The 23980-nt window shown below is 67.9% G+C and carries 22 protein-coding genes; 4 read left to right on the top strand and 18 right to left on the bottom strand.

The genetic code is table 11. The features are described from left to right. Positions 1 to 37: 37 nt before the first annotated feature. The 15 genes from KRR26_RS15795 to KRR26_RS15725 form a co-directional block, all read right to left on the bottom strand. A complete protein-coding gene (locus tag KRR26_RS15795; protein WP_217080221.1) occupies positions 38 to 1936 on the bottom strand; it encodes an AAA family ATPase in 1899 nt (632 codons plus the stop codon). A 109-nt stretch (positions 1937 to 2045) separates the two neighbouring features. Further along, positions 2046 to 2435: a 50S ribosomal protein L19 gene (gene rplS, locus KRR26_RS15790; RefSeq protein WP_120208049.1), complete on the bottom strand. Its 390-nt coding sequence runs from the start codon at positions 2433 to 2435 to the stop codon at positions 2046 to 2048. A gap of 118 nt (positions 2436 to 2553) precedes the next feature. Then, positions 2554 to 3291 carry a tRNA (guanosine(37)-N1)-methyltransferase TrmD gene (trmD, locus tag KRR26_RS15785; protein WP_120208047.1) on the bottom strand — a complete coding sequence of 246 codons (738 nt, stop codon included), beginning with the start codon at positions 3289 to 3291 and terminating at the stop codon, positions 2554 to 2556. Then, a complete protein-coding gene (gene rimM / locus KRR26_RS15780) occupies positions 3288 to 3827 on the bottom strand; it encodes a ribosome maturation factor RimM (RefSeq protein ID WP_120208045.1) in 540 nt (179 codons plus the stop codon). The genes trmD and rimM overlap by 4 nt, the downstream gene beginning before the upstream one ends. Further along, entirely contained in the window at positions 3824 to 4111 is a 288-nt protein-coding gene (locus tag KRR26_RS15775; protein WP_120208043.1) for a KH domain-containing protein, read from the bottom strand. Before KRR26_RS15775 ends, rimM begins: the two co-directional genes overlap by 4 nt. A gap of 23 nt (positions 4112 to 4134) precedes the next feature. After that, on the bottom strand, positions 4135 to 4395 hold the full coding sequence (gene rpsP / locus KRR26_RS15770) for a 30S ribosomal protein S16 (protein ID WP_120208041.1): 261 nt from the start codon (positions 4393 to 4395) through the stop codon (positions 4135 to 4137). An 88-nt stretch (positions 4396 to 4483) separates the two neighbouring features. After that, entirely contained in the window at positions 4484 to 5611 is a 1128-nt protein-coding gene (gene rlmN, locus KRR26_RS15765) for a 23S rRNA (adenine(2503)-C(2))-methyltransferase RlmN (RefSeq protein WP_217080220.1), read from the bottom strand. Between the two features lie 195 nt (positions 5612 to 5806). Further along, positions 5807 to 6244, bottom strand: a complete 438-nt coding sequence (gene ndk, locus KRR26_RS15760) for a nucleoside-diphosphate kinase (RefSeq protein ID WP_120208037.1) — start codon at positions 6242 to 6244, stop codon at positions 5807 to 5809. A 35-nt stretch (positions 6245 to 6279) separates the two neighbouring features. Further along, entirely contained in the window at positions 6280 to 7179 is a 900-nt protein-coding gene (gene sucD / locus KRR26_RS15755; protein WP_120208035.1) for a succinate--CoA ligase subunit alpha, read from the bottom strand. Between the two features lie 41 nt (positions 7180 to 7220). Continuing rightward, a complete protein-coding gene (gene sucC, locus KRR26_RS15750) occupies positions 7221 to 8381 on the bottom strand; it encodes an ADP-forming succinate--CoA ligase subunit beta (RefSeq protein ID WP_120208033.1) in 1161 nt (386 codons plus the stop codon). Between the two features lie 277 nt (positions 8382 to 8658). Further along, positions 8659 to 9465: a succinate dehydrogenase iron-sulfur subunit gene (gene sdhB, locus KRR26_RS15745; RefSeq protein WP_120208031.1), complete on the bottom strand. Its 807-nt coding sequence runs from the start codon at positions 9463 to 9465 to the stop codon at positions 8659 to 8661. An 81-nt stretch (positions 9466 to 9546) separates the two neighbouring features. Continuing rightward, positions 9547 to 11424: a succinate dehydrogenase flavoprotein subunit gene (sdhA, locus tag KRR26_RS15740; protein WP_120208029.1), complete on the bottom strand. Its 1878-nt coding sequence runs from the start codon at positions 11422 to 11424 to the stop codon at positions 9547 to 9549. Positions 11425 to 11643: 219 nt separating this feature from the next. Beyond that, a complete protein-coding gene (gene mdh, locus KRR26_RS15735) occupies positions 11644 to 12588 on the bottom strand; it encodes a malate dehydrogenase (RefSeq protein ID WP_120208027.1) in 945 nt (314 codons plus the stop codon). Between the two features lie 35 nt (positions 12589 to 12623). After that, positions 12624 to 13919: an NADP-dependent isocitrate dehydrogenase gene (gene icd, locus KRR26_RS15730; RefSeq protein ID WP_120208025.1), complete on the bottom strand. Its 1296-nt coding sequence runs from the start codon at positions 13917 to 13919 to the stop codon at positions 12624 to 12626. Between the two features lie 260 nt (positions 13920 to 14179). Continuing rightward, on the bottom strand, positions 14180 to 14737 hold the full coding sequence (locus KRR26_RS15725) for a histidine kinase (RefSeq protein ID WP_120208023.1): 558 nt from the start codon (positions 14735 to 14737) through the stop codon (positions 14180 to 14182). A 394-nt stretch (positions 14738 to 15131) separates the two neighbouring features. Between KRR26_RS15725 and KRR26_RS15720 the strand changes: the two genes are divergently transcribed. Next, the gene (locus tag KRR26_RS15720; RefSeq protein WP_199723845.1) at positions 15132 to 17288 is read left to right on the top strand and encodes a PilZ domain-containing protein; all 2157 of its coding nucleotides are present in this window, start codon (positions 15132 to 15134) and stop codon (positions 17286 to 17288) included. 5 nt (positions 17289 to 17293) lie between these two features. After that, positions 17294 to 18037: a hypothetical protein gene (locus KRR26_RS15715; RefSeq protein WP_321202784.1), complete on the top strand. Its 744-nt coding sequence runs from the start codon at positions 17294 to 17296 to the stop codon at positions 18035 to 18037. Positions 18038 to 18112: 75 nt separating this feature from the next. Here KRR26_RS15715 and KRR26_RS15710 read toward each other — a convergent pair whose 3' ends face one another. Continuing rightward, entirely contained in the window at positions 18113 to 19744 is a 1632-nt protein-coding gene (locus KRR26_RS15710) for a bifunctional 3-(3-hydroxy-phenyl)propionate/3-hydroxycinnamic acid hydroxylase (protein ID WP_120208017.1), read from the bottom strand. A 425-nt stretch (positions 19745 to 20169) separates the two neighbouring features. Here KRR26_RS15710 and KRR26_RS15705 point away from each other — a divergent pair, with 425 nt between their 5' ends. Next, a complete protein-coding gene (locus KRR26_RS15705; protein WP_217080219.1) occupies positions 20170 to 20964 on the top strand; it encodes a class I SAM-dependent methyltransferase in 795 nt (264 codons plus the stop codon). 117 nt (positions 20965 to 21081) lie between these two features. Next, on the top strand, positions 21082 to 21282 hold the full coding sequence (locus KRR26_RS15700; RefSeq protein ID WP_120208012.1) for a hypothetical protein: 201 nt from the start codon (positions 21082 to 21084) through the stop codon (positions 21280 to 21282). A gap of 100 nt (positions 21283 to 21382) precedes the next feature. Here the strand turns inward: KRR26_RS15700 and menE are convergent, their stop codons facing one another. Both menE and menC read right to left on the bottom strand, forming a co-directional pair. Continuing rightward, positions 21383 to 22828 (bottom strand): o-succinylbenzoate--CoA ligase, encoded by a 1446-nt coding sequence (gene menE, locus KRR26_RS15695; protein WP_217080218.1) that lies wholly within the window; start codon positions 22826 to 22828, stop codon positions 21383 to 21385. Further along, entirely contained in the window at positions 22825 to 23973 is a 1149-nt protein-coding gene (menC, locus tag KRR26_RS15690) for an o-succinylbenzoate synthase (protein WP_120208008.1), read from the bottom strand. The genes menE and menC overlap by 4 nt, the downstream gene beginning before the upstream one ends. Positions 23974 to 23980: the final 7 nt, after the last annotated feature.

The raw sequence follows: 23980 nt of genomic DNA, 5'->3' as shown, positions 1-23980 counted from the left end.
TCCCCCAAGGCGTCTCGCGCGGACCGCCTCGCACCGACTAGACGTTAACGGTGCCGTCCGACATCTGGGCGAAGCCGGGGTGCGCCGTGACGTGGAGCACCTGGGTCAGCGTGCCCAGGTGCTTGAGCATGCGAGCCACCAGCGGCAGCTTCGCCTCCTCCACCCCCGTCAACACATCCTCGAGCAGGAACGGCTGCTTCACGCGGGCGCTCGCCTTCTCCACGACCGTCATCCGCAGGGCCAGGTAGTAGAGGTCCAGGTCGCGCGGCGGCAGCTCGCCCACCGGCGTTCGCTTGCCAGGGGCCAGCGCGAAGGCGCGCCCCTCCTTGTCCCACTCGACGCCCTGGTAGCGGCGATCCGTCAGTGCCGTGAGGTACTGAACGCAGCGGTCGCGCAGAAGCGCCTGCGTGGCCAGGATGTCCAGGGTCAACACGTCCGCGGCCTGCGCGAGCAACGCAGGGGAAGGATCTTCCAATGGCTCAGCGGGAGTCCCGCCGGGCTGCGCGCCTGGGGCCGCCGCGGAGGGCGGCGCCTTGGCCAGCGTGATGGACTCCTTGATGCGGGCGATCTCCCGCTCCACTTCGCGCAGCTCGCGCACGTAGGCGCCCTTCTGCGAGAGCTGACCGTTGAGCCCTTCGAGTTCATCCTTCAGCGCCTGGCGACGGGAGGACGCGGCCACGAACTCGGGATCCGCCTCCATCTGCTCGAGCTGGACCTGGAGTTCTCCCACGCGAACGCCGAGCAAATCCTTGCGCTCCAACGCCCCGGGAATGTCGTCGATGTTCTCCAGCCCGAGCGCCTTGAGCGCCATGCGCACCGGCGCGGCCTCGGCCTCGAACTCGTCGGAGATCTTCTTCTCGCGCGAGTCGAAGCGGCCTTCCTTGCTCCCCCGCCGCGTGGACTTCTGGAGGTCATCCACGTAGCGGAGCGCCATGAGCGCCGCCGTGCCGAAGGCGGGAATGTTGAAGAGCGCCAGGTAGCGCCACAGCGGTCCCACCGACAGCCCCAGGCCCACGCTCAGCGCGAGGAAGAACACCCCCGCCCCCAGCCCGGCCCAGAAGATCCGATTCTGCGTGAGCGGCTCCACGGACGAGGGCACGTCCTGCGCCTCGACCTCGCGATCCGCGTTGAGCTTCATCAGCGCGTCGTCGCGCTTCGCCACCGCCTTGGGGTAGCGCTGCACGCGCGAGATGATGTCCTGAGGCAGCCCGAGCGTCTCGGGAGCAGGAGCCGAGCGCCACGCCGCCTCCGCGTCCGCGACAGCGACCTTCAGCCCCTCCGTGCTCTTGAGCTTCGAGTCCGCCTCGAAGATGAGCGAGTTCAGCTCATCGACGCGGAACTGGATCTGATCCACCTCGCGAGCACTGACCGCCTCGGTCTCCAGCGCGCGAAGCTTCGCCTCGGCCGCGGGGATGTCCTCGGCGGCCTGCACCGTGGCCGCCTGAGCCAGCGCCGGAAACTTCCCCGTCGTCTTCGGATCCACCTTCGCAGCGGCGGCCGACTTCCTCGGACGACGAGACGGCAACATCGCCAACTGAAGGCAATACACCTGCTCGAACGTGCCCCGAGGCGGAAGGCCGGCCTGACCACGGAGGTACTGGCTGATCTCCGCCGCATCCGAGGAGATGAGCTCGGGCTGGGCCGCGCCCGCGCCCATGCGATGCAACGTCCCTGAGCCCCCCAACTCGCGAAGCACGCGGTACGTGGCGCCGTCCTGCCCCACGAACGTGAGCGCCGCCTTGCCCGACTTCCCGCCCGGCCCCACGTAGGCCACGTCACCGCCGCGGCCATCGGAGAACAGGAGCGAGAGCGTCAGCCCCGCGAGCGGCGCCGCTTCCGCGGGCGGCTTGAGGATGAGGTATCCGGTCTTGAGTGGAAAACGCCCCGCGGGTGAGAAGCCCCGGACGTTCTGGACGGCAACCTCGACGAAGTGCATGGCACCCTCAGTCTAGCCTGAACGAAAAAAGGAGCGTCCATTGCTGGACGCTCCTTTTCGCTCACGGCCTTACGCCGCGAAGGGGACGGTCGACACGCCGTCCAGATGCCTACGCGCCCTTGGAGGACTTCGCGGCGGCCTTCGCCTCCGTGTCCTCCTGCACCGCCACGCGGGACGCCTTGCCCTTCAGGCCGCGGAGGTAGAAGAGACGGTTGCGGTTCACGTCGCCGTGGGTCAGGACCTCGATCTTCTCGTAGCGCGGGCTGTGCAGCGGGAAGATGCGCTCCACGCCGACGCCGAAGGACATCTTGCGTACGGTGAACGTGGCGCGGTGCTGGCCCTTCTTCTTCCGGATGACGACGCCCTCGAACGCCTGCACGCGCTCCTTCTCGCCCTCCTTCACCTTCCAGTGAACGCGAACGGAGTCACCGGTACGGAACGAGGTGACGTCCTGGCGCAGGTACTTGCTTTCAACGTGCTGAATGAGGTCGCGGCGCATAACGGACTCCAGAATACAGAACTTGACGCGTAGGACGCGTGGAAAGAGCGGGCCGTACTAGCAGAGACAAGCGTCTCGGACAAGCCCGCAGATCGGCTCCGGACGAGAACAGACAGCGTTACAGCTCTTCCTCGCGCTTGGCGAGAAGTTTCTGATCCGCGCGGTCCAGCGCCACACGCTCGAACAACTCGGGGCGACGCTCCCGCGTGAGCATGAGCGCCTTCCATCGGCGCCACCGCGCGATGCGCGCATGGTCGCCAGACTGGAGGGCAGCAGGCACCTCGGCCCCTCGGAACACCGGCGGGCGCGTGTACTGGGGATACTCCAGCAACCCCTCTTCGAAGCTCTCCGACACCGACGAGGCCACGTTGCCGAGCACCCCCGGCACCAACCGCGCCACCGCGTCCACCACCGCCAGCGCCGCCACCTCGCCGCCCGTGAGCACGAAGTCCCCCAGGGACACTTCCCCGTCGAGGAACGGCATCACCCGCTCGTCCACGCCCTCGTAGCGCCCGCACACGAGGATGAGCCCCTCCGCATGCGCAGCCAGGGCCTTCGCGGTCCCTTGCGTGAAGACCGGCCCCCGCGGGCTCATCAACAGCACCCTGGCGCCCGGCAGCCGCTGTCGCGCCGCCTCGATGGCCGCCACCAGGGGATCGGGCTTCATCACCATCCCCGCGCCGCCGCCATAGGGCGCATCGTCGGTGACGCGATGCTTGCCCTCGGCGTACTCGCGGATGTCCGTGAGCGTGACGGCGAGCAGGCCCTTCTCCTGGGCCTTCCCCAGGATGCTCGCCCCCAGATAACCCGACACCATGCCCGGAAAGAGGGTGAGGATCTCCACCGGGTAGCTCATGGGTCTCCGCTGAACTCCGAGTCGTCCGCGTCCAGGAACCGAGGCGGACGAATGACGATGCGCCGAGCGGCGAGGTCCACCGCCGGGACGAACTCATCCGCGAACGGCACCACCAGTTCCTCGGCGCCCGCGGCGCGGATCACCAGGTTCGGCACCTCACCGGTGGCCCAGATCTCCTCCACCGTCCCCAGCGCCTTGCCCGCCTCATCCACGGCCGTGAGCCCCACGAGGTCGCCCTGGAAGAACTCACCCTCCTCGGGCGGCTCCAGGTCCTCGCGGAAGACGAAGACGGTGGCGCCCACCAGGGCCTCCGCATCCGTCCGGGAAGAGACACCCACGAGGACGACAATGTCCTCCTTGGGAGCATTGCGCAGGGACTTCACACGCAGCTCGCGCTCCTCGCCCGAGCGCAGCCGCACGAAGATGCGCTCCACCTCGTCCAGCGTCTGAGACGCGGGATCGAAGCTGCGGATGGCAACCTCGCCCTTGAGGCCATGCGCGCGCGCGACGTATCCGAGCTGCAGATGAGACGTCACGGCGCGGCTTCCGGTGAAGACGGCGCCGCGGGCCCACTGGCCGCATTGCGCCGATCATCCAGGATCTCGAGGCGGACCTTCTGGCCCTGCTTCTGGGCGGCGGCGCCGAGCAGCGTCCGGAGGGCGTTCACGGTGCGCCCGTCACGGCCGATGACCTTGCCGACGTCCTCGGGGGCGACCTTCAGCTCAAAGAGCTGTCCGCCGTCCGCCTCGGAGATGCGCAGGCTCACCTGGTCTGGTTGGTCGACCAGGGCCTTCGCCAGATACGTGAGAAGCGGCTCCACGTCTTGTCCAGACGGGTGCGCGCTCAGGCGGTGGTCGCGGGCTTGGCCTTCTTGGCGACCTTGATCAGGTCCGAAACCGTCTCGGAGGGGGTCGCGCCCGTCTTCAGCCAGTAGTTCAGCCGCTCCTCGTTGAACTCCACCTTCGGCGGCGAGATGTTCGGGTCGTACGCACCGACCGCCTCGATGAACTTGCCATCCCGGGGGTTCCGGGAATCGGTGGCGACCACGTGGTAGTACGGCATCTTCTTGGCGCCCGCGCGGGCAAGACGGAGGACGACGGCCATGGAGAACTCCAACGAACAGGTTACGTCAGACTAGGAGGGGGGCGCTCTTAGCGCCCCTCCTAGCAGATTGTCAAGGAAGCTCGGGTGCTTATGTCACTTGGGGCGCGGCTTCTCCCCGATTGGCGAGCTGACCGCACGCCCCCGCGATGTCCCGCCCCCGATTCCGCCGAATATAGGCAGCAACATGCCCCTCGGCGAGGATGGCCCGGAACTCCTCGGCGCGCTGCTCGCCGGTGGTCTGGAAGCCCAAGCCCGGGTTCTCGTTGTACGGGATCAGATTCACCTTCACCGGGATGTCCCGGAGCAGCTCCATCAACCGGTACGCGTCCGCGTCCGTGTCGTTGAAGCCCTTGAGCAGTACGTACTCGAAGGTGATGCGCCGGCCCTGGCGCAGTGGGAACTTGCGGCAGGCGTCCAACAGGGCCGCGATGTTCCACTTCCGGTTGACCGGCATCGTCTGGCTGCGCTGCTCATCCGTGCTCGCGTTGAGCGAGATGGCCAGCTTGACGTCCGTCTCTTGACCGAAACGTTCAATCATGGGCACCAGGCCCACGGTGGAGACGGTGATGTGCCGGTGGCTGAAGTTGGGCCCGTCCTCGGACTGAAGGATGGAGAGCGCCGTCTTCAGGTTCTCGAAGTTGTGCAGGGGCTCGCCCATGCCCATGAACACCAGGTTGGTGAGCGGGCGGAGCGTCTCCAGGCTCTCGTTGCGGCGCACCTCGCGGTTGACCGCGTGCACCTGCGCGACGATCTCCCCAGGCGTGAGGTTGCGCTTGAGCCCCAGCGTGCCCGTCATGCAGAACGTGCACGCCATGGCGCAGCCCACCTGGGTGGACACGCAGAGCGTCTTGCGGTCCTCGGAGGGCATGTAGACGGACTCGATGAAGCGCCCGTCCCGCGTCTTGAAGCGGTACTTGATGGTCCCGTCGACGCTGCGCTGCTCCAGGTCCTTCACCAGCGGGACGATCTCCGCCTGGGCGCGCAGCTTCTCGCGCAGCACCTTGGACAGGTCGGTCATCTCGTCGAAGGACGTGGCGCCGCGCTGATGCAACCACCGGTAGAGCTGGGCCGCGCGAAACGCGCGCTCGCCCAGTCGCTCGGTGAGAAAGCGCGTCAGCCCGTCGAGCGAGAGGCTGGCCACGTCGACGAGCTTCGCCGGCGCGGGGGCGGCCAGCGGCTCAGTGACAGGGAGGGCAGTGGCGGAGGGCTCGGACATCGTTCAGTCGACTGTAACGGAGGGTACGCGGCTGTCCCTTCCCACACCTGGACCCAGCAAGTCAAAGCGCCCCACGTCCCCTCCCCTGCCCGCGCAACGCACCGAGAGGAGTGGTTGCCACAACGACAACGGCCCGGCCCCACGCAGGGCGTGGGAACCGGGCCGGAGTCGTCGGCGGCGGAGCGCCGGACGGGACTACTTCGTGTACGTGTAGCTCTGGATCTCGGTCTCGCGGAAGAAGTACGCGATCTCGTTCTTCGCGTTCTCCAGGCTGTCCGAGCCGTGCACCGTGTTCTTGTCGATGCTGGTCGCGAAGTCCTTGCGGATGGTGCCCTCGGCCGCGTTGGCCGGGTTGGTCGCGCCCATGATGTCGCGGTTGGCCAGGACGGCGTTCTCGCCCTCCAGCACCATCAGGACCACCGGGCCGGAGATCATGAACTGCACCAGGTCCTTGAAGAAGGGCCGGGCCTTGTGGACCGCGTAGAAGCCCTCGGCCTCCGCCTGGGACAGCTGCTGCAGGCGGATCGCCACCGGCTTGAGGCCCTTGCCCTCGAAGCGGGTGATGATCTTGCCGATGACGCCCTTCTCCAGACCGTCCGGCTTGATGATGGACAGCGTACGCTCGATGGCCATGTCGGTGAGTCCTTGTGTGTTCGCGTGAGTAGCGGTTAGCGGTTCTTCTTGGGGGCGCCGCGCTTCAGCGCCTCCTGGAGCGTGGTGCCCAGCTCGGCGGGGCTCGCGGCCATCAGCACGCCCGCGGCCTCCATCGCCTTGATCTTCTCCGACGCGGTGCCCTTGCCGCCGGAGATGATGGCGCCCGCGTGGCCCATGCGCTTGCCCGGGGGCGCGGACTGGCCGGCGATGAACCCGGCGATCGGCTTGGTGAACTCGCGCGCGATGTACTCCGCGCCCGCCTCTTCGGCGCTGCCGCCGATCTCACCAATCATGATGACCGCGTCCGTCTCCGGATCCGCGTTGAACAGGCGCAGCACGTCCACGAAGTCCGTGCCGTTGACCGGGTCACCGCCGATGCCGACCGCGGTGGACTGGCCCAGGCCCAGCTGCGTGAGCTGGTGCACGGCCTCGTACGTCAGCGTGCCTGAGCGGGACACCACGCCGATGCGGCCCGGCTTGTGGATGTGGCCCGGCATGATGCCGATCTTGCACTTGGCGCCGGGGGTGATGACGCCCGGGCAGTTCGGGCCGATGAGGCGCACCGGCTTGCCCTGCAGGTAGCGCTTGGCGCGCACCATGTCGTTGACCGGGATGCCCTCGGTGATGGTGATGATGAGGGAGATGCCCGCGTCGGCGGCCTCCATGATGGAGTCGGCGGCGAAGGGGGGCGGCACGAAGATGACGGAGGTGTTGACCCCCGTCTGCTTCACGGCGTCCGCCACCGTGTTGAACACGGGGACCTTGCCCTCGAAGTCGGTACCGCCCTTGCCCGGCGTCACGCCGGCCACCAGCTTCGTCCCGTAGTCCAACATCTGCTTGGCGTGGAACGAGCCCGCCGAGCCGGTGATGCCCTGGCAGAGGACCTTCGTGTTCTCGTTGACGAGGATGCTCATGGCGTTCCTTCAGGAAAAGAGTTCGAAGACGGTGCGCGCGACTACTTGATCGCCGCCACGGCCTTCTCCGCCGCCTGGCGCAGGTTGTCCGCGGGGGTGATGGCGAGCCCGGAGTTGCGCAGCAGCTCCTTGCCCTTCTCCACGTTCGTGCCCTCGAGCCGCACCACGAGCGGAATCTTGAGCTGCACTTCCTTGGCGGCCGCGATGATGCCCTCGGCGATGACATCGCACTTCATGATGCCGCCGAAGATGTTGACGAGGACGGCCTTCACGGCCGAGTCCGCCAGGATGAGCTTGAACGCCGCCGTGACCTTCTCACGGCTCGCGCCACCGCCCACGTCCAGGAAGTTGGCCGGGTTGCCACCCACCAGCTTGATGGTGTCCATGGTGGCCATGGCCAGACCGGCGCCGTTCACCATGCAGCCGATGTTGCCGTCGAGCGCGATGTAGGCCAGGTCGAACTCCTTGGCCTGCGTCTCACGCGGCTCCTCCTCGGCCAAGTCGCGGTACTCCAGCAGCTCCTTGTGCCGGTAGAGCGCGTTCTCGTCGAAGGTCACCTTCGCGTCGAGCGCCACCACGCCGCCATCCTTGGTGATGACCAGCGGGTTGATCTCCACGAGCGCCGCGTCCGTCTCCATGTACATCCGGTAGAGCGCGGAGCAGAACTGGACGAACTTGTTGACCGTGGCGCCAGAGAGGCCCAGGCCGAAGGCCAGCTTGCGGCCCTGGAAGTCCTGGAAGCCCACCGCCGGATCCACCGTCTCGCGGAGGATCTTCTCGGGGTGCTTCTCCGCCACTTCTTCAATCTCCACGCCGCCCTCGCGCGAAGCCATGAAGGTGACGCGGCTGGAGGCGCGGTCGAGCGTCACGCCCAGGTACAGCTCCTGGCCGATGGCGAGACCTTCCTCGATGTAGACCTTGTGGACCGTCTGGCCCTCGGGCCCGGTCTGGATGGTCTTCAGCTTCATGCCCAGCATCGCCTTGGCGAGGTCCTTCGCCTCGGCGGGGCTCTTGGCGAGCTTCACGCCGCCGCCCTTGCCGCGGCCGCCCGCGTGGATCTGGGACTTCACGACGACAACCGACGTGCCCAACTCCTTGGCGGCGGTCTCCGCCTCATTGGGAGAGAGCGCGAGGATGCCGCGCGGCGTCGGGACGCCATACTTCCGGAAGAGTTCCTTGCCCTGGTACTCGTGGATCTTCATCGAGGCTCCGGGTGAGACGAGGGAGACAGCCCCGGCGGGGCGTCAGCGCGGGGCCCTCATTGCGCAGAAAACGACGGATGGCAAGACTGTTTGCCCTCCGGCGGCGGTCGAAGTCGAGGGCCCCCGACACGACATAACCGCGAATGTCGGGCGGAATGAGCCGCCCTTCAAGCCCGCCCGCCAGCCGGACGGGGCAATACCAACGACGGCGGCCCCGTCTGGCGGCTCCCAAGAGAGCGCCAGCACGGGGCCGTGAGCACCGAGCCGCGAGGCGAACCTACGCCGGCCCGCTGCTGCCCTTCTGCTCGTCTTCCTTGAAGAAGATGTCCTTGATGGCGAGCTTCGTCACCTCGCGGTTCATCACCGCGATGGACGTCGTCAGCGGAATCTCCTTCGGACAGACCTTCACGCAGTTCTGCGCCTTGCCGCAGTCCTGGATGCCGCCCGGCCCCATGAGCGCGCGCACGCGCTCCTCGGAGTTGAGCTTGCCCGTCGGGTTCATGTTGAACAGGCGCGCCTGGCTGATGGCCGCCGCGCCGATGAACTCGTTGTCCTGGGAGACTTGCGGACAGGCCTCCAGGCAGCTGCCGCAGGTGATGCACGTGGACAGCACGTACATCACGGACTGATCCTTCTGGGACTGCCGCGGACCGGGCCCCAGGTTGTACGTGCCGTCCACCGGCACCCAGCCCTTGACGCGCTTGAGCGCCTCGAACATGCGGTCGCGATCCACCGCGAGGTCGCGCACGACGGGGAACTTCGTCATCGGCGTGAGGGTGATGGGCTGCTCGAGCTTGTCGATGAGCGCCGAGCACGCCATGCGCACCCGCCCGTTGATGTTCATCGCGCAGCTGCCGCAGACCTCTTCGAGGCACGCGGCGTCCCACACCACCGGGGCCACCTTCTTGCCATCCGAGGTGACGGGGTTGCGCTGGATCTCCATCAGGCAGGAGATAACGTTGGCGCCCTTGCGATACGGGACCTTGAACTCGTCAAAGTGCCCGGGCTTCGCCGGGTCGTCCTGCCGCCAGATGCGAAAGGTGATGGACTGGTTGCTGACGGCGCTGGCCTGTGCGGTGTCCATGATGCTGAGCCCTTCCCTTCACTTCAAAAGTCATGTGGCGGGCCCCGCGTGTCGCCAGGGCCCGAGGATGCGATGCCCCGACTACGCGTACCAGCGCGGCTCGGGATCCAGCACGGGCGTCGCGATGGGCTCGTAGGAGATCTGCGGGCCCTCCGAGGCGTAGCGCGCCATGGTGGTCTTCGCCCACTTCTCGTGGCGCTTGCGCCACAGGGCCATCCACTCGGGATCCTGCGTCGGGTCCTTGCTCTTGGGCTCGGGCAGCGAGAACTCCGGCTTGTAGTGCGCGCCGCGGCTCTCGTCGCGCAACAGCGCGCTCGTGGCGATGACCTCGCCCAGCTCCAGCATGTTCCAGACCTGATTCGTGTACGAGAGGGCGCGGTTGGCCACCTCGCCCGTGTCGAGCACGTTCACGCGGTTCCAGCGGTCCTTCAGCTCGCGGATCTTCTCCACCGTCTTCTTCAGGCGGTCGTTGTAGCGGACGACGGTGCAGTTCTCCGTCATCACGTCGCCCAGCTCACGCGCAAGCTGGTACGGGTTCTCCGGGCCGGCCATCTTCTTGATGGTGGCGAAGCGATCCGCCCAATACGCCTTGGCGCTCTGGAAGAACTTCTCCGGCATCGCCGCCGCGCTGGTGGACTGGCTCTTGGCGAAGTTCGCCATGGCCGGACCGCCGATCATGCCCGAGTAGATGCACGAGAGCAGCGAGTTGGCGCCCAGCCGGTTGCCGCCGTGGAACGCGTAGTCCGCCTCTCCGGCGGCGTACAGGCCCGGGATGTTGGTGGACTGGTTCTTCGGGCTGCCGTCCACCGGCATGTTCGTCTTCGCGTCGGACTCGAAGGTCACGTACAGGCCGCCCATCGAGTAGTGCATGCCCGGGAAGATGACCATGGGCGTGTGGCGCGGGTCATCGCCCACGAACTTCTCGTAGATCTCCATGACGCCCTTGATCTTGGCGTCGAGCGTCTTGGCCGGGATGTGGGTGACGTCCAGGTAGACGCCGTCGCGCCCACCGATGCCCATGCCCAGGTCGCGGCAGACCATGAAGATTTCGCGCGTGGCGACATCGCGCGGAACCAGGTTCTTGTACTTGGGGTACTTCTCCTCGAGGAAGTACCAGCGCTCGCTCTCCGGAATGTCCCGGGGGCTGCGCACGTCGCCCTTCTTGCGCGGCACCCAGACACGGCCACCCTCGCCACGCACCGACTCGCTCATCAGGCGGAGCTTGTCCTCGCCCGGGATGGAGGTCGGGTGGACCTGGATGAACTCGCCGTTGGCGTAGATGGCGCCCTCCATGAAGGCGCGGCCCGCCGCGGTACCGGTGTTGATGATGGAGTTGGTGGAGCGCCCGAAGACGATGCCCGGACCACCCGTGGCGAGGCACACGGCCTCGGCGGGGAACGTGCGGATCTCCATGGTGCGCAGGTCCATGGCCACGCTGCCGATGACCCGGCCCGCGTCATCCTTCACCGTGCCGAGCCACTCCCAGTACTCGTACTTGGTGACCTTGCCCTCGGCCTCGTAGCGGCGGACCTGCTCGTCCAACGCGTACAGGAGCTGCTGGCCGGTGGTGGCGCCCGCGAAGGCCGTGCGGTTGTGCAGCGTGCCGCCGAACCGGCGGAAGTCGAGCAGACCTTCCGGCGTGCGGTTGAACGTCACGCCCATGCGGTCGAGCAGGTAGATGATGCCCGGGGCCGCGTAACACATGCCCTTCACGGACGTCTGCTCCGCGAGGAAGTCGCCGCCGCGCAGCGTGTCCTTCACGTGGATGTCCGGGTGATCACCCTCGCCCTTGGTGTTCACGGCACCGTTGATGCCGCCCTGGGCGCAAACCGAGTGGGAGCGCTTGACGGGCACCAGCGAGAGCACGTCCACCTGGTGGCCCGCCTCCGCCAGCTTGATTGTCGTCATCAGCCCGGCGAGACCGCCGCCCACCACTGTGAACCGCGCTGCTGCTGCCATCATCGTCTCCTTGACTGCCAGACGCCGGGCATACATCCGGCGGACCCCGCTGCCAGCGGCGGCCCGCGCCTGGACGTCCAGTGCGAGTTCTACAGGCTAGTTAAACTGAGGGAACCTCGCCGCATCGTCGATGCGCCGGGCGATAAGCCCGCGTCATCCGCGGCATCAGGCAGCGGCCCGTCAGGAACCTCCCGACGGACCGCGAACCCGAGACTTTGATTACAGCTTGACCGAGTCGACCGTCTTCTTCACGGACTCGAAGGACTTCGTCATCTCGGCCTTCTCCGCGTCGTTGAGCGACACGGTGATGATCTTCTCCACGCCGCCCGCGCCGATCTGCACGGGGACGCCGAAGAAGTAGCCGTTGATGCCGTACTCGCCATTGAGCTGCGCGGCGCTCGGCAGCACGCGCTTGCGGTCGAAGAGGAAGCTCTCCGCCATCGCGATGGCAGAGGACGCCGGGCCAAAGTACGCGCTGCCCGTCTTGTACAGGCCGACCAGCTCCGCGCCGCCCTCACGGGTGCGCTTGATGATGGCGTCCAGCTTCTCCTTGGGCAGCAGCTCGGTGAGCGGCACGCCGCCCACGGTGCTGTGGCGCACGAGCGGAACCATGTCGTCGCCGTGGCCGCCGAGCACCAGGGCCTCCACGTCGCGGATGGAGCAGCCGAGCGCCTCGGCCACGAAGCACTTGAAGCGGCTGGTGTCCAGCACGCCCGCCATGCCCACCACCATGTTCTTGGGCAGCTCGGCGATCTTCTGGAGCGCGAACACCATCGCGTCCAGCGGGTTGGCCACGTTGATGACGAAGGCGTTGGGGGCGTGCTGCTTGATGTTCGCCGCCACGTCCTTCATGATCTTCAGGTTGACCTCGAGCAGGTCCTCGCGGGACATGCCCGGCTTCCGCGGCACGCCGGCGGTGATGATGATGACGTCCGCGCCGGCCACGTCCTTCCAGTCCGTGGTGCCCGTCACGCGGCAGTCATAGCCATCCACCGCGGACAGCTGGTTGATGTCCAGCGCCTTGCCCTTGACGAGTCCCTCGGCCGCCGGGATGTCGTAGAGCACCACGTCGCCGAGCTGCTTCTGCACGGCCAGCAGCGCCAGGTTGCCGCCGATCTGGCCGCCGCCAATGAGACCAATCTTCTTCTTGCGATTGTGAGCCATGGGTTCGCGTTCTCCCGTCTCCCCGGATGGGGGGACTACATGTGCTTGATGATGGCCTGACCGAACTCGGAGCACTTCACCTCGGTCACCGTGCCCTGGCTCTCGAGCTTCATGAGGCGGGCGAAGTCGTAGGTGACCGTGCGGGCCGCGATGGCCTTGTCCATGCCCTGGATGATGAGGTCCGCGGCCTCGTGCCAGCCGAGGTGCCGCAGCATCATCTCACCGGACAGGATGACCGAGCCCGGGTTCACCTTGTCCAGGTCCGCGTACTTCGGCGCGGTGCCGTGCGTCGCCTCGAAGACGGCGTGGCCCGTGACGTAGTTGATGTTGCCGCCCGGCGCGATGCCGATGCCGCCGACCTGCGCGGCCAGCGCGTCCGAGAGGTAGTCGCCGTTGAGGTTCAGCGTGGCGATGACGTCGAACTCGTCCGGACGCGTGAGCACCTGCTGCAGCGTGATGTCCGCGATGGAGTCCTTGATGAGGATCTTCCCGGACGCGAGCGCCGCCTTCTGCTCGGCGTTGGCGGCGTCCTCACCCTTGGCGGCCTTGGTGGCCTCCCACTGATCCCACGTGTAGACCTTGTCACCGAACTCCCGGGCGGCCAGCTCGTAGCCCCACTTGCGGAAGGCGCCCTCGGTGAACTTCATGATGTTGCCCTTGTGGACCAGCGTGACGCTCTTGCGCTTGTGGTCCACGGCGTACTGGATCGCCGCGCGAACCAGCCGGTCCGTTCCCTCGTGAGACACGGGCTTGACGCCCAGGCCCACGTCCTTCGGGAAGCGAATCTTGCCGAACTCCTTGGGGAACTCCTGCTTGAGCAGGGCCAGGAACTTGTCCGCGGCGGCGGTGCCAGCCTCGAACTCGATGCCCGTGTAGATGTCCTCCGTGTTCTCACGGAAGATGACCATGTCCACCTTGTCCGGCTGCTTCACGGGGCTGGGCACGCCCTTGAAGTAACGGACCGGACGCAGGCAGACGTACAGGTCGAGCATCTGGCGCAGCGCCACGTTCAGCGAGCGGATGCCACCGCCCACCGGCGTCGTCAGCGGCCCCTTGATGCCGACCAGATAGGTGCGGAACGCCTCGACAGTCTCGTCGGGCAGCCAGTTGTTGACCTGCTTGAAGGACTTCTCGCCGGCGAGGACCTCGTACCAGGCGATCTTCTTCTTGCCCTTGTACGCCTTCTCGACGGCGGCATCGAAGACGGCCTGGGACGCGCGCCAGATGTCGCGACCGGTTCCATCGCCCTCGATGTAGGGGATGATCGGGTGGTCCGGGACGGTCAGCTTGCCGTTCTGCAGGGAGATCTTCTCGCCAGAGGGAGGCGCCATGGACGGAACTCCTGGGGGTGTGGCCGTGTAAGAAGAAGAGGCGGCGGATAGTCGGGAACCCGCCCCCCCGCCGTCAAGGAGTTTGGCCTTCCGCTCGGAGTGCTGGACTTATCGAAGCCAACGGCGCGGCGCGATCAGCGCGCCCCCGCGTTCGCTGGGAATCACCGTCCGAGACCGCCGCGCGAGGGGGCCTCTGCCAGAGAGGCCGCGCACCCCACGCCAGAAAAGGGAGCCGGTGCCGGCCCCCTCCCCGACCTGCCCTACCAGCTCGCGAGCCCCGGAGCGGGCAGCTCCACGGTGACACGCGTCCCAGAGGGAAGCTCTCGCGCCACGCTCAGCGTGCCGCCCACCGACTCGAGCAACTCGCGCGCCCGCGCCAGTCGCCGGTGCGGCGAGCTGACCAGCAGCGGCGCCAGGAGAATGGATTGGATCTCGCGATCCGACAGGTTCGCGCCCGGCGTGACGACGTGGAAGCGCGGCCCCACGTCACCAAAGTCATCCGGAGGCTCCACCGTGAGGCGCACCCCCGGTGACTCACCGCCCAGGGTGTCCGCCGCGTGAGCGAGGAGCAGCAACAACACCTGCTCCAACCGGCGCCGGCTGACGCGCGCGATCACCGGCTCATCCGGCAGCGACAGCTTCACCTCCACCCCGCGCAGCCGGCGCGTGGCGCCGAGCAGCTCCAGGGCGTTGTGCGCCGCGACCGCGACATCCACTTGGAGTACGTCCGGCACGTCCACCGGCTCCAGCGCCTGGGAACGTCCTTGCGGTTCTTTCTGAAGGGCCTTGGCTCCCACGGCACTCAGGGCTGCGCTCATCGGGGCACCTCTCCGCTTGGCTGCGGATCAGAACTGTACCGGGCTCCTCCGACACACGTCCACCCTCTCCCCTGCATCTGCCCCCGAGGGAAACCGCCTTTGTGACATTCCGGTGACGCCAGGACTTGGGTGTGGAGTCGTTCCGCGAGGCGCTCAAGAATCACGGAATACGGGCAATCACTTAGTCACATGGAACCCTGATTCAGAAACCACCCAGCTCCGCAAAAACAGCCAGGATGCACAAATTCGATTTGACTGTTTCTCGTCAGTCCATATGATGCGACGCAGAGTCAAGTTGCCGACCGCAGGAGCGCCGGAGCAGGGAGGGACTGTTGTGCTCGCAACATCGCCGTCCATGAATGGCGTCGTCGCCCGGAGAAGAGGGTTCCAGACCATGGAAGGAGGCACTCCGGGTACATCGGCGCGCCGCGGGGTCGAGTTCGGCAGTGGTGACGCGCTGCGAAACGTCATCCCACTTCCGCCGGCCGAGGCCGCCCTCGACGACTCTGGGTACTCCCTGCACGGAACGGGCGTGAATGCGCTCACCTGCTCGCTCGGTACGCCCGAGAACGTGCTCGGGGAGATCACCCGGCTGAGCCCCACCATCGTGTGGGTGACGCCCCGACAGGCGCAGGTGGACACCAGCGAGAGCCGTCCCCTGCCGGTGTACCTGTCCGGCAACGGCGTCACGCTGGGGCCGCTTCACGGAGCGTTCATCCGGACGGATGCCGAGGTCGCTCACGCGCCGGTGGGCCTTCAGCTGGTAGGCGTCTCCTTGGAGCAGGGCCGGGAGATTGTCGCGCTGCTGGCGGATGCGCTGCGCCGGGGCGTGGCGGAGCCCGCGGCCTCCGCGCTGCCGGTGCAGGACACCATCGCGGACGCGGATCGCATCCGCTCCATCCTCGTGGCCATCTGCGCCGCGGGAAACAAGGGCGTGCTGCGGCGCATGGGCCGCACGGTGCGGATGGAGCTGGAGCGCTACAACCCGGCCACCGGACAGCTGGAGTGGCGCACCGACGAGGCGGAGCCCGAGTGGGGCGCGCCCTCCTACGACATCGACGTCATCGGCTACAACTCCGCGTACCGAATGCGGCTCGAGGAGGGGCATGGCGAGGGCTCGCGGTTCTTCACGACGCTGCCCGAGCACCTCTTCCGCATCCGCCACCGGTGGCATCGGCGCGTCCCGGCCCCCGAGGGCGTGCGCGTTCGCTTTCACCACCCGCTGTGGCGTGAGCTGGGGGAGCTGGAACGCGAGGTCCTCGACCTGTCCTTCTCCGGGCTGTGCGTGCGGTGCGCGCCGGAGGACCTGATGTTCCCGGGCCTGCTGCCGCCGCTCATCGAGCTGGACACCGGCAACGGCCAGACGCTCAGCCTGCGCGGCGAGCTTCGCTACGTCACCCGCCCCCGCGCGGATGGCACCGTGCTGTGCGGCATCAGCATCCAGCCGTACTCGGTGGACGAGGCGCGGTGGGTGCGCTTCGTGTCGCAGACGATGTCGCCGGCCACCCGCACCAGCGAGGACCTGGTGGAGGGCCTTTGGGATCTCTTCACGCGCTCGGGCTTCTTCAACCTGGGCGGCAGCTCCCCGGAGGCGTTCCAGGAGCTGAAGATGAACTTCGAGTCGCTCGCGCGCCGGGCCGCTGACGTTCCCCAGCTCTTCTGCCAGGCGGTGTGGCCGTCCGAGCGCGGCATCGAGGCGACCCTGTCGTTCACCAAGCCCTACCGCCATGCGTGGCTGGGGCATCAGGTGGCCAAGCGCCCCGGCAAGCCGCCCACCGGCGTTCAGGAGCCGGGGCAGATCATGCGCGACATCTATTTGCGCACGTTCGAGCACCCGCAGAGCGACCCGGACTTCCACTGGGTGGTGGCCTACGTCGAGGCGTTGAACCCGTGGATCGCCAAGGCGCACGTGCGCTACGCGCAGCGCCAGATGGAGCAGGGCTCGGGGCTGGCCTACACGCGGAAGATCCAGAAGATGAAGGCCTACAGCCATGAGCTGAGCGGCCGAGACTTCCGAGAGCTGGAGATCGGGCCCGCGACGCCGGGGGAGCTGTCGCTGCTGGCGGCCAGCGTGGCCCGCTCCTTCCCGGAGTGTTACGTGGAGTCGCTCGACTTCACGCGGGACCGGCTGGACCTGACGCCGGTGACGCAGAAGTGGAAGAGCTTCGGCATGGAGCGCGAGCGCGCCATCCTGGTCGCCCGTCGCGCGGGCGTGCCGCAGGCCGCGGCGGTCGTGGAGCTGGGGCAGCTCGGGACCAACCTGTTCCGGCTGCTGGACAACACCCGGATGTTCTCCCTCGTCGAGGACGGCCAGCGGACGTACGCGGCCCTGATGGACGAGGCGCGGCGGTGGTACGCGGCGCGCAACCGGGAGTCGTTCCTCTTCCTGCGCGAGGACGAGGGCGGCAGCTACGTCGAGGAGTCCGGGCTGCACGACGGGCCGGATCCCTACCTGTGGATCATCTCCTCCAAGCTCGTCCCGGACTTCCTCGAGCACATCAGCGAACTGACGATCGGGCGCCGTGGCGCCCACTCCCCCCGCCAAGGATGAACCCCATGAACAAGAACCTCGTCGCCGAGCAGTACATGCCGCATGTGGCCACTGTCCGTGAGGCCCTTCAGTCAGGCCCCGCCGTTCGCACCCTGCTGGATCCGAACGTGGACCCGATGCTGCTCGAGGCCTTCCTCATCCAGCTGTGCTCCCTCGGCGTGTACATGACCGAGCCCGTGGACGGTTGGATCCGCCGCGCCGGTGAGTCCTGTCTGCGCGTGGGCCTGGACGAGATCGGCAGACAGCTCATCACCCACGCCAAGCACGAGGCGGGGCACCACCTGATGATGGTGCAGGACACAAAGAACCTCGTGGCCAGTTGGAACCAGCGCCGCACGCCGAAGCTCGACGCGGAGCAGCTCCTCAACCAGCCCCCCAGCCGGGCCATGCAGGAGTACCGCGAGATTCACGAGGAGACCATCGCCAGCGCCATGCCGGGCGGTCAGGTCGCCATCGAGTACGAGATCGAGAACCTCTCCGTGCAGTTCGCGCCCAAGCTCATCGAGCAGTGCAAGCGCGTGCTCGGCAAGGACATCATGAAGTCGCTGTCCTTCATCGAGGAGCACGTGGAGCTGGACGTGGGCCACACGGCGCTCAACGAGAACATGCTGACCCGGCTGCTGGGTCAGGTGCCCGCGCACGCGGACACCATCGGGAAGACGGGCGCACGCGCGCTGGACATCTACCTGCGCTTCTACGGCGACTGCCTGGAGCGCGCGCGCAAGATGATGAGCTCCGCCGCGGCCTGAGCCCCTCCCCGTCCGAAGTCCGTCCGGGCGCGCCTGGTGTGTCTCCAGGGCGCCCGGAGTCGTTTTCACGAGGGACTATGCGCTCGAGGCGCGCCGCGCCACCCGCCCGCCCCGCCGCGTGCAGGGACGAATCCGGCCCTTGAGCGAGCCGTGCAGGTCGCTCAGCGTGGTCGCGTCCGCGGTGCCGTACACGTAGCGATCCGGCCGCACCACCACCACGTCCGCCGCGTGCTTCGCGAACCAGCTTCCGAGGCGCCCCTCCACATCGACGAGCTCCCCCGAGCGGCCCGCATCGACGCGGGCCGCGGGCGCCAGGTGCACCCAAGGCGCGCCCAGCTCCTCGGCCAGCTCTCGCGCGCCCTGCTGCACCTCCACCGTCGCGCCCGGCCGGGTGATGACCGCGAAGCCGTCCCCCAGCGCGTCGTCCAGGAGGAGCGTCTCGCCGTTCGCGCGCTGCACGCGAGGCTGGGGGATGAGCAGCCCTTCGGCCGCATCCTTGCCCTCGCGGCGTCCGCCCCGCATGAAGCCCTCGGAGAAGAAGAGGTTCGGCTTCATCCGGTACTCGCGGATGAATGGCCCCGTCACCGGCAGCCGGTACAGCAGGTGGATGAAGGCGTTGCGCGCGCGAGACATCAGCGGACCGCCCGAGGACAGCATGTGCCCCAGCGAATCGGAGATGCGCATCATCTCCGCGGTGTGGGGACGCCGCTCCACCTCGTACGTGTCCAGCAGCGAGTCGTCCGCGCCGCCGCCGAGCACCTGCGCCAGCTTCCACGTGAGGTTCGCCGCGTCGCGCAGGCCCGAGCACAGGCCCTGCCCCAGGAACGGCGGCATGAGGTGCGCCGCGTCGCCGAGCAGAAAGACCCGGCCCACGCGCCACTTCTCCGCCATGCGGCTGTGGTACGCGTACACGTTGACGCTCTTCACCGTCACCGTCGCCGGATCCACGAAGGCCGAGATGATCTTGCGCACGTACTCGGGCCGGCGCACTTCCTCCAGGTCCTGCCCCGGCCGCACCACCATGTCGAAGCGCAGTTCGTCGCGAGCCGTCCGCGTCGCGATGCCCACGCGCTCCGGGCCGCAGGGGTAGTAGGTGAAGTCCGGCGCCTCCGACGTCGTTCCCACCGCGATGGCCAGCGCGTGCGCCTGCGCCGTCGTGCCCTGCAACGCAAGACCGAGCCGCCGGCGGATGCTGCTGTGCGAGCCATCGCACGCCAGGAGGTAGCGCGCGTACACCGACTCGGTGCGACCCGAGGCGAGCTCCTTCACGCGCACCGACACGCCGTCCTCGTCCTGCACGAAGGACTCGACCTCCGAGCCCGGCCAGAACGAGACGCTCGCGTGGCGCTGGAAGCCCTTGCGAAGCGCGGCCTCCAAGCGCGGCTGCGTGAACAACGCGCCGATGGCGTGGCCGTTCGGGCGCTCCACCTTCGCGAAGTCCACCTCCGCCAACACACGCAGCTCGTCATCGACATACGCCATGCGCTGGCAGGGATGCAGGTCGGGCCCCAGCAGATCCATCAGGCCCGCAGCCTGGAAGATGCGCTGCGTCTCGTCGTCGGCGTTGATGGCGCGAGACTGGCCGTGGGCCGTCGTCTCCTTCTCGATGATCAGGGTGCGCAGTCCCTGCTGGCCCAAGAAGTTGGCTGCCATGGCCCCAACCGGGCCGCATCCCACGATGATCACATCCACAGACTCTGGAGACATCTGCCCACTCCCCGTTGCGTGCGTGCCGTGATGTTGAGCGTGCGCCTGTCTGAATCCCCCCGTTGAGCGTGGAGTTCAGTCTAGCCCCAACATCCAGCACTCGCACCATTGCGATTTGTTTCACCGCATGTGTCTCGCGCGACACACCCCCGACGCGATTTCACGTCTCTCTCTTCACCAAACGCCGCGCGCGAAATTCCTTGCATGTCTGGCAATTGTCCCGGTGAAACATGGAAAACTGGCTCAACGCTTACCCTGGAGGTTCAACATTGCGCCCCTACCGCGCGGAACTCCTAGAACAGTCTGGTTAAATTGATGCATCAGATGAATGCGAAGGCCCTGCACGGACCGCTTGTGTGAGTTGCAGAACTCGGCGAGATTGGCGGCCCCCACCTGCCCCCCGCCCCTTGGAGTGCCCAGCGATTATGCCCAGACTGCAACTTTTCGAACTTGAGGATCAGCCGTGGTTCCCCGCGACGCTCCGGCGAGGTGTGACGGACTTCCTGGCTTTCGTCTGGGGCCTGTCCGACGACCGATATTCGGAGTTCGTCACGCGGCTGAAGAAGGCGATGGAGGCGATGGGTGAGCACACGCTGCTGGACATGGCGTCCGGGAGCGCGGGCCCGGTGCCCAAGCTCATCCAGTTGATGGAGGAGCGGGAGAACTACAAGGTCGACGCGCTGCTGACGGACCTGTATCCGGACGTGGAGACGTTCGAGAAGGTGAAGACGCAACACACAGGGCGCATCGACTACGTGGCGACGCCCGTGGACGCGACCGCGGTTCCGCCCGAGTACTCGGGCTTCCGCATCATGTGCAACTCGTTCCACCACCTGCCGCCCGAGCAGGCGCGCAAGGTGCTCGCGGACGCGGTGGCGCAGCGGCGCGGCATCGCCATCATGGAGCTGGTGGAGCGGCGCGGGCCGGCGATCGCGATGACGGCCGCGGCGCTGCTCAACGTGCCCTTGACCACCCCGTTCATCCGCCCGGTGAAGCTGGATCGGCTGGCGTTCACGTACTTGTTGCCGCTCATCCCCTTCGCGGCCGCGTTTGACGGCGTCGTGTCGTGCCTGCGGACCTACTCGGTCGAGGAGATGCGCGAGCTGACGCAGGGCCTGAGCGACGACTACATCTGGGAGATTGATCGCCTGACGAACGCGGGGAATCCCTTTGGCTTGATGATGCTCATTGGGCGACCCGCGTCGACCCCGAAGGCCTGAGTTGCCCTGTCGGGAAGCGCGCAGTGGCGCCTCGCGTTAGCGCGGGGCGTCGTGCTTTCCCTCGGCATCAGGCGTTCAATGGCTGCTTCCCGCGCAGTCTCGCGAAGGAGCAGACACATGGAATGGCTCGACTTCCAGCGGTGGTCCCCTGAGGTGCAGCGCAAGCTGGCGCTCCAGGTGTCCCGTCTGGAGAGGACCGTAGCGTACCGGCGCGCGGCCCCCGTGAAGTCAGCGAGCACGCTGGCGCATCGGATGTGCACGCTGCTGAGGAAGTACACGCGCACCAATCCGTGGGGCCACCCCGCCTCCGAGTGTTGAGCCTCTCCTGCCCCGGCTCCGCATCACGCGGGCCGGGGCGGGAGGCACTGTGTTCGAGCGCTCCCGAGGCAGCCCCGTCACACGAACTCGAGGTCGAACCTCAGCGCGTGGCTTGCTGGCGCAGCACTCCGCGCTCGACCTTGCTCATCGCATTGCGTGGCAGCTCCGCGATGAAGAGGAATCGCGCGGGCACCTTGAACCCCGCGAGCGACTGCCGGCACCAGGCCGTGAGGTCATCGCCCGTCGGAGCGGGTCGCCCCGCGCGAGCCACCACGAACGCGACGGGGACTTCGCCCCAGCGTGGCTCCGGCACTCCGACGACCGCGCTCTCCTGCACCGCGGGATGGTTGGCGAGCACGGCCTCGATCTCCGCGGGATAGAGGTTCTCACCGCCGCGCACGATGAGGTCCGTGCGGCGTGAGAGCAAGGTCAACCGGCCTCGCGCATCCAGCACGCCAACGTCTCGCGTGCGCAGCCAGCCGTCTCGCAGGGCCTCGCGCGTCGCATCCGGGCGGTTCCAGTAGCCCGCCATGACGGTCTCGCCCCGCACCTCGAGGTCACCTTCCTCGCCCACCGCGAGAATGTGCCCCCGAGGATCAACGATGCGGACCTCAATGCTGGGAAGCGGTGGGCCGGCGGTGCGGCCATCGGCTTCGCTGGGACGCTCTGTCGCGACTTGCGAACAGGCCTCGGTCAAGCCGTAGGTCTGGAGCGCGAGCAGGCTGGCCGCGCGCGCGCGCGCCAACAACGGCGTGGGCACCGGGCCTCCGCCAATCAGCGCGAGACGGAAGGTGTCTGGCACCGGCCGATCCCTGCGCTCATCGAGGACCCGCTCCAACGTGGTGGCCACGAAGCTGGCGTGCGTGGCGCCCGCGACGTCGATGGCGTGGTTGACCGCGCTCGCATCGAAGCGCTCGTGCAGGAGGAGGCAGCCGCCCTCGTAGGCCGTGCGCGTGAGCATCGCGAGCCCCCCGACATGGAAGAGCGGCAACGTGCCCAGCCAGCGCGGCGCACGGTGCGCGCCGAGGTTCGCCTCGGAGGCTCGCGCCGACGCGCGGAATGCCCCCTCCGCCAGCACGGCGCCCTTCGGTCGCCCCGTCGTGCCACTCGTGAAGAGGATGACCCGCGGCGAATCTCGATGGAGCGACACTCGTGTGGATGAAGGCACGCGGGAGTTCGTGGCCCATGACTCCAGCGGCTCGGCTCCAGGGAGGCGCTCCGCCAGAGCCGTCTGCGCGAGCCGCAGCACGGGCCCGATGTCCTCCACGAGCGGCGCCAGTTCCACCGCCGTGAGCCGCGCATTCAACGGCGCATGGATGGCGCCCAGACGCCCCAAGGCCCAGAACAGGAACACGACCGACGGGTGGCTCGTGGACAACACCGCGACCCGCGAGCCGTGGCCCACGCCTCGCTGCTCCAACGCGGCGGTCCAACGCGCGACCTCCGCATCCAGCGCCGCGTAGGTCCACGTCTGTCCCGCGAACGTCAGGGCCTCCGCGGTCGCGTGCCGCTGGGCGCCCTCATGAATGGGGCAGTCGAACGTCATCCCTGCTGCTCCTCCCAACCGATTCCGGGGGCACCGGACAAGTGGATCCGCCCCGCCACGGGTTGATACGGATGGCCCGGGGGCTCGTTCGTGAACAAGCGCCCGACCGCGAGCCCCGAGGCCAGCTCCCCCGATGGCAGCGCCGCCGCGAGGTGCGCCGCGCCCGCGCGTGCAATCACCCCATCCAGTGAGCTGGTGACGAACGTCCGGACGCCGCGTCGCTCCGCCTGGCGTGCCCATTCAAGCGTGACCAACAGGCCCCCGAGCACCATCGGCTTGAGGACCCACGCGCTCGCGGAGGGATTGCCCTCGGCGGACGCCCACACGTGACGCCGCCACTCCGGCGACGCGAGCGACTCATCCGCGGCGATGGGACATGGCACCGCCTGCGCCACCCGACCGAGCGCGGCCCAGTCCTCTGCGGGCGTGGGCTGCTCCACCAGCTCCGGCGAGTACCGGTGAAGGCTTCGGAGGGCGTGAATCGCTTCGGGCTCGGACCAGCCGCCGTTCGCATCCAGGCGGATCCGCGCGCTTGGGCCCGCGGCCTCGCGTACCGCGCACACTCGGGCGTCGTCCTCGCCAAGCGAGCGCCCTGCAACCTTGACCTTCAGGGTGTCGAAGCCCTCCGCCACGGCGCGGCGCGCTTCGTCTGCCAGCGCGTCGGGAGTCGCGGCCCCCAGGAGCGCATTCACGCGAACCTCGGAGCGCGCGGCATCAGCGAAGAGCTGGCGGAGCGGAATCCCTCGGCGCAGCGCGAGCAGCTCCAGCAGGGCCTGCTCCAGTGCGTGCTCCGCGGCGGGCAATCGCGGATCCGCCGCACTCCCTTGGGCTCGCACCCGTGCGCCGCCCCACCGCTCCACCCTGGCGAGGTCACCGCTCCGCGTGGATGCGATCGCATCGAGCGAATCAGAGACAGGCTGCCCCACCAGCGTGGCTGACCACTGTCTCAGTGCGCGTTCGGTCTCGGAGAGCGACTCCGTGCCGAACTCCGGCAGCGGCATGGCCTCGCCTCGGCCCACGTGGCCGGACTCATCGACGAGGCGCACGAGCCAACCTTCGCGCGCCGCATACGTCGCGCGCGCCGTCCGCAATGGCCGAGCGAAGTCCAGCCGCAGCGGGGTCAGCGTCGCGTGGGTGATGCGCATGGCGCTC

It is taken from the genome of Citreicoccus inhibens (assembly GCF_019039035.1).
Lineage (GTDB): Bacteria > Myxococcota > Myxococcia > Myxococcales > Myxococcaceae > Citreicoccus > Citreicoccus inhibens.
This window is presented reverse-complemented; position numbering and strand designations above follow the sequence as displayed.

Excerpts from the sequence above, each read along its gene's own strand:
- sdhB (WP_120208031.1), bottom strand. The coding sequence starts at position 9,465 with ATGGACACCGCACAGGCCAGCGCCGTCAGCAACCAGTCCATCACCTTT.
- KRR26_RS15720 (WP_199723845.1), top strand. The coding sequence starts at position 15,132 with ATGGAAGGAGGCACTCCGGGTACATCGGCGCGCCGCGGGGTCGAGTTC.
- menC (WP_120208008.1), bottom strand. The coding sequence starts at position 23,973 with ATGCGCATCACCCACGCGACGCTGACCCCGCTGCGGCTGGACTTCGCT.
- rplS (WP_120208049.1), bottom strand. The coding sequence starts at position 2,435 with ATGCGCCGCGACCTCATTCAGCACGTTGAAAGCAAGTACCTGCGCCAG.
- KRR26_RS15715 (WP_321202784.1), top strand. The coding sequence starts at position 17,294 with ATGAACAAGAACCTCGTCGCCGAGCAGTACATGCCGCATGTGGCCACT.
- icd (WP_120208025.1), bottom strand. The coding sequence starts at position 13,919 with ATGGCGCCTCCCTCTGGCGAGAAGATCTCCCTGCAGAACGGCAAGCTG.
- ndk (WP_120208037.1), bottom strand. The coding sequence starts at position 6,244 with ATGGCCATCGAGCGTACGCTGTCCATCATCAAGCCGGACGGTCTGGAG.
- menE (WP_217080218.1), bottom strand. The coding sequence starts at position 22,828 with ATGACGTTCGACTGCCCCATTCATGAGGGCGCCCAGCGGCACGCGACC.
- sucC (WP_120208033.1), bottom strand. The coding sequence starts at position 8,381 with ATGAAGATCCACGAGTACCAGGGCAAGGAACTCTTCCGGAAGTATGGC.
- KRR26_RS15705 (WP_217080219.1), top strand. The coding sequence starts at position 20,170 with ATGCCCAGACTGCAACTTTTCGAACTTGAGGATCAGCCGTGGTTCCCC.
- rlmN (WP_217080220.1), bottom strand. The coding sequence starts at position 5,611 with ATGTCCGAGCCCTCCGCCACTGCCCTCCCTGTCACTGAGCCGCTGGCC.
- mdh (WP_120208027.1), bottom strand. The coding sequence starts at position 12,588 with ATGGCTCACAATCGCAAGAAGAAGATTGGTCTCATTGGCGGCGGCCAG.
- KRR26_RS15725 (WP_120208023.1), bottom strand. The coding sequence starts at position 14,737 with ATGAGCGCAGCCCTGAGTGCCGTGGGAGCCAAGGCCCTTCAGAAAGAA.
- KRR26_RS15710 (WP_120208017.1), bottom strand. The coding sequence starts at position 19,744 with ATGTCTCCAGAGTCTGTGGATGTGATCATCGTGGGATGCGGCCCGGTT.
- trmD (WP_120208047.1), bottom strand. The coding sequence starts at position 3,291 with ATGAGCTACCCGGTGGAGATCCTCACCCTCTTTCCGGGCATGGTGTCG.
- KRR26_RS15795 (WP_217080221.1), bottom strand. The coding sequence starts at position 1,936 with ATGCACTTCGTCGAGGTTGCCGTCCAGAACGTCCGGGGCTTCTCACCC.
- KRR26_RS15700 (WP_120208012.1), top strand. The coding sequence starts at position 21,082 with ATGGAATGGCTCGACTTCCAGCGGTGGTCCCCTGAGGTGCAGCGCAAG.
- rpsP (WP_120208041.1), bottom strand. The coding sequence starts at position 4,395 with ATGGCCGTCGTCCTCCGTCTTGCCCGCGCGGGCGCCAAGAAGATGCCG.
- sucD (WP_120208035.1), bottom strand. The coding sequence starts at position 7,179 with ATGAGCATCCTCGTCAACGAGAACACGAAGGTCCTCTGCCAGGGCATC.
- sdhA (WP_120208029.1), bottom strand. The coding sequence starts at position 11,424 with ATGGCAGCAGCAGCGCGGTTCACAGTGGTGGGCGGCGGTCTCGCCGGG.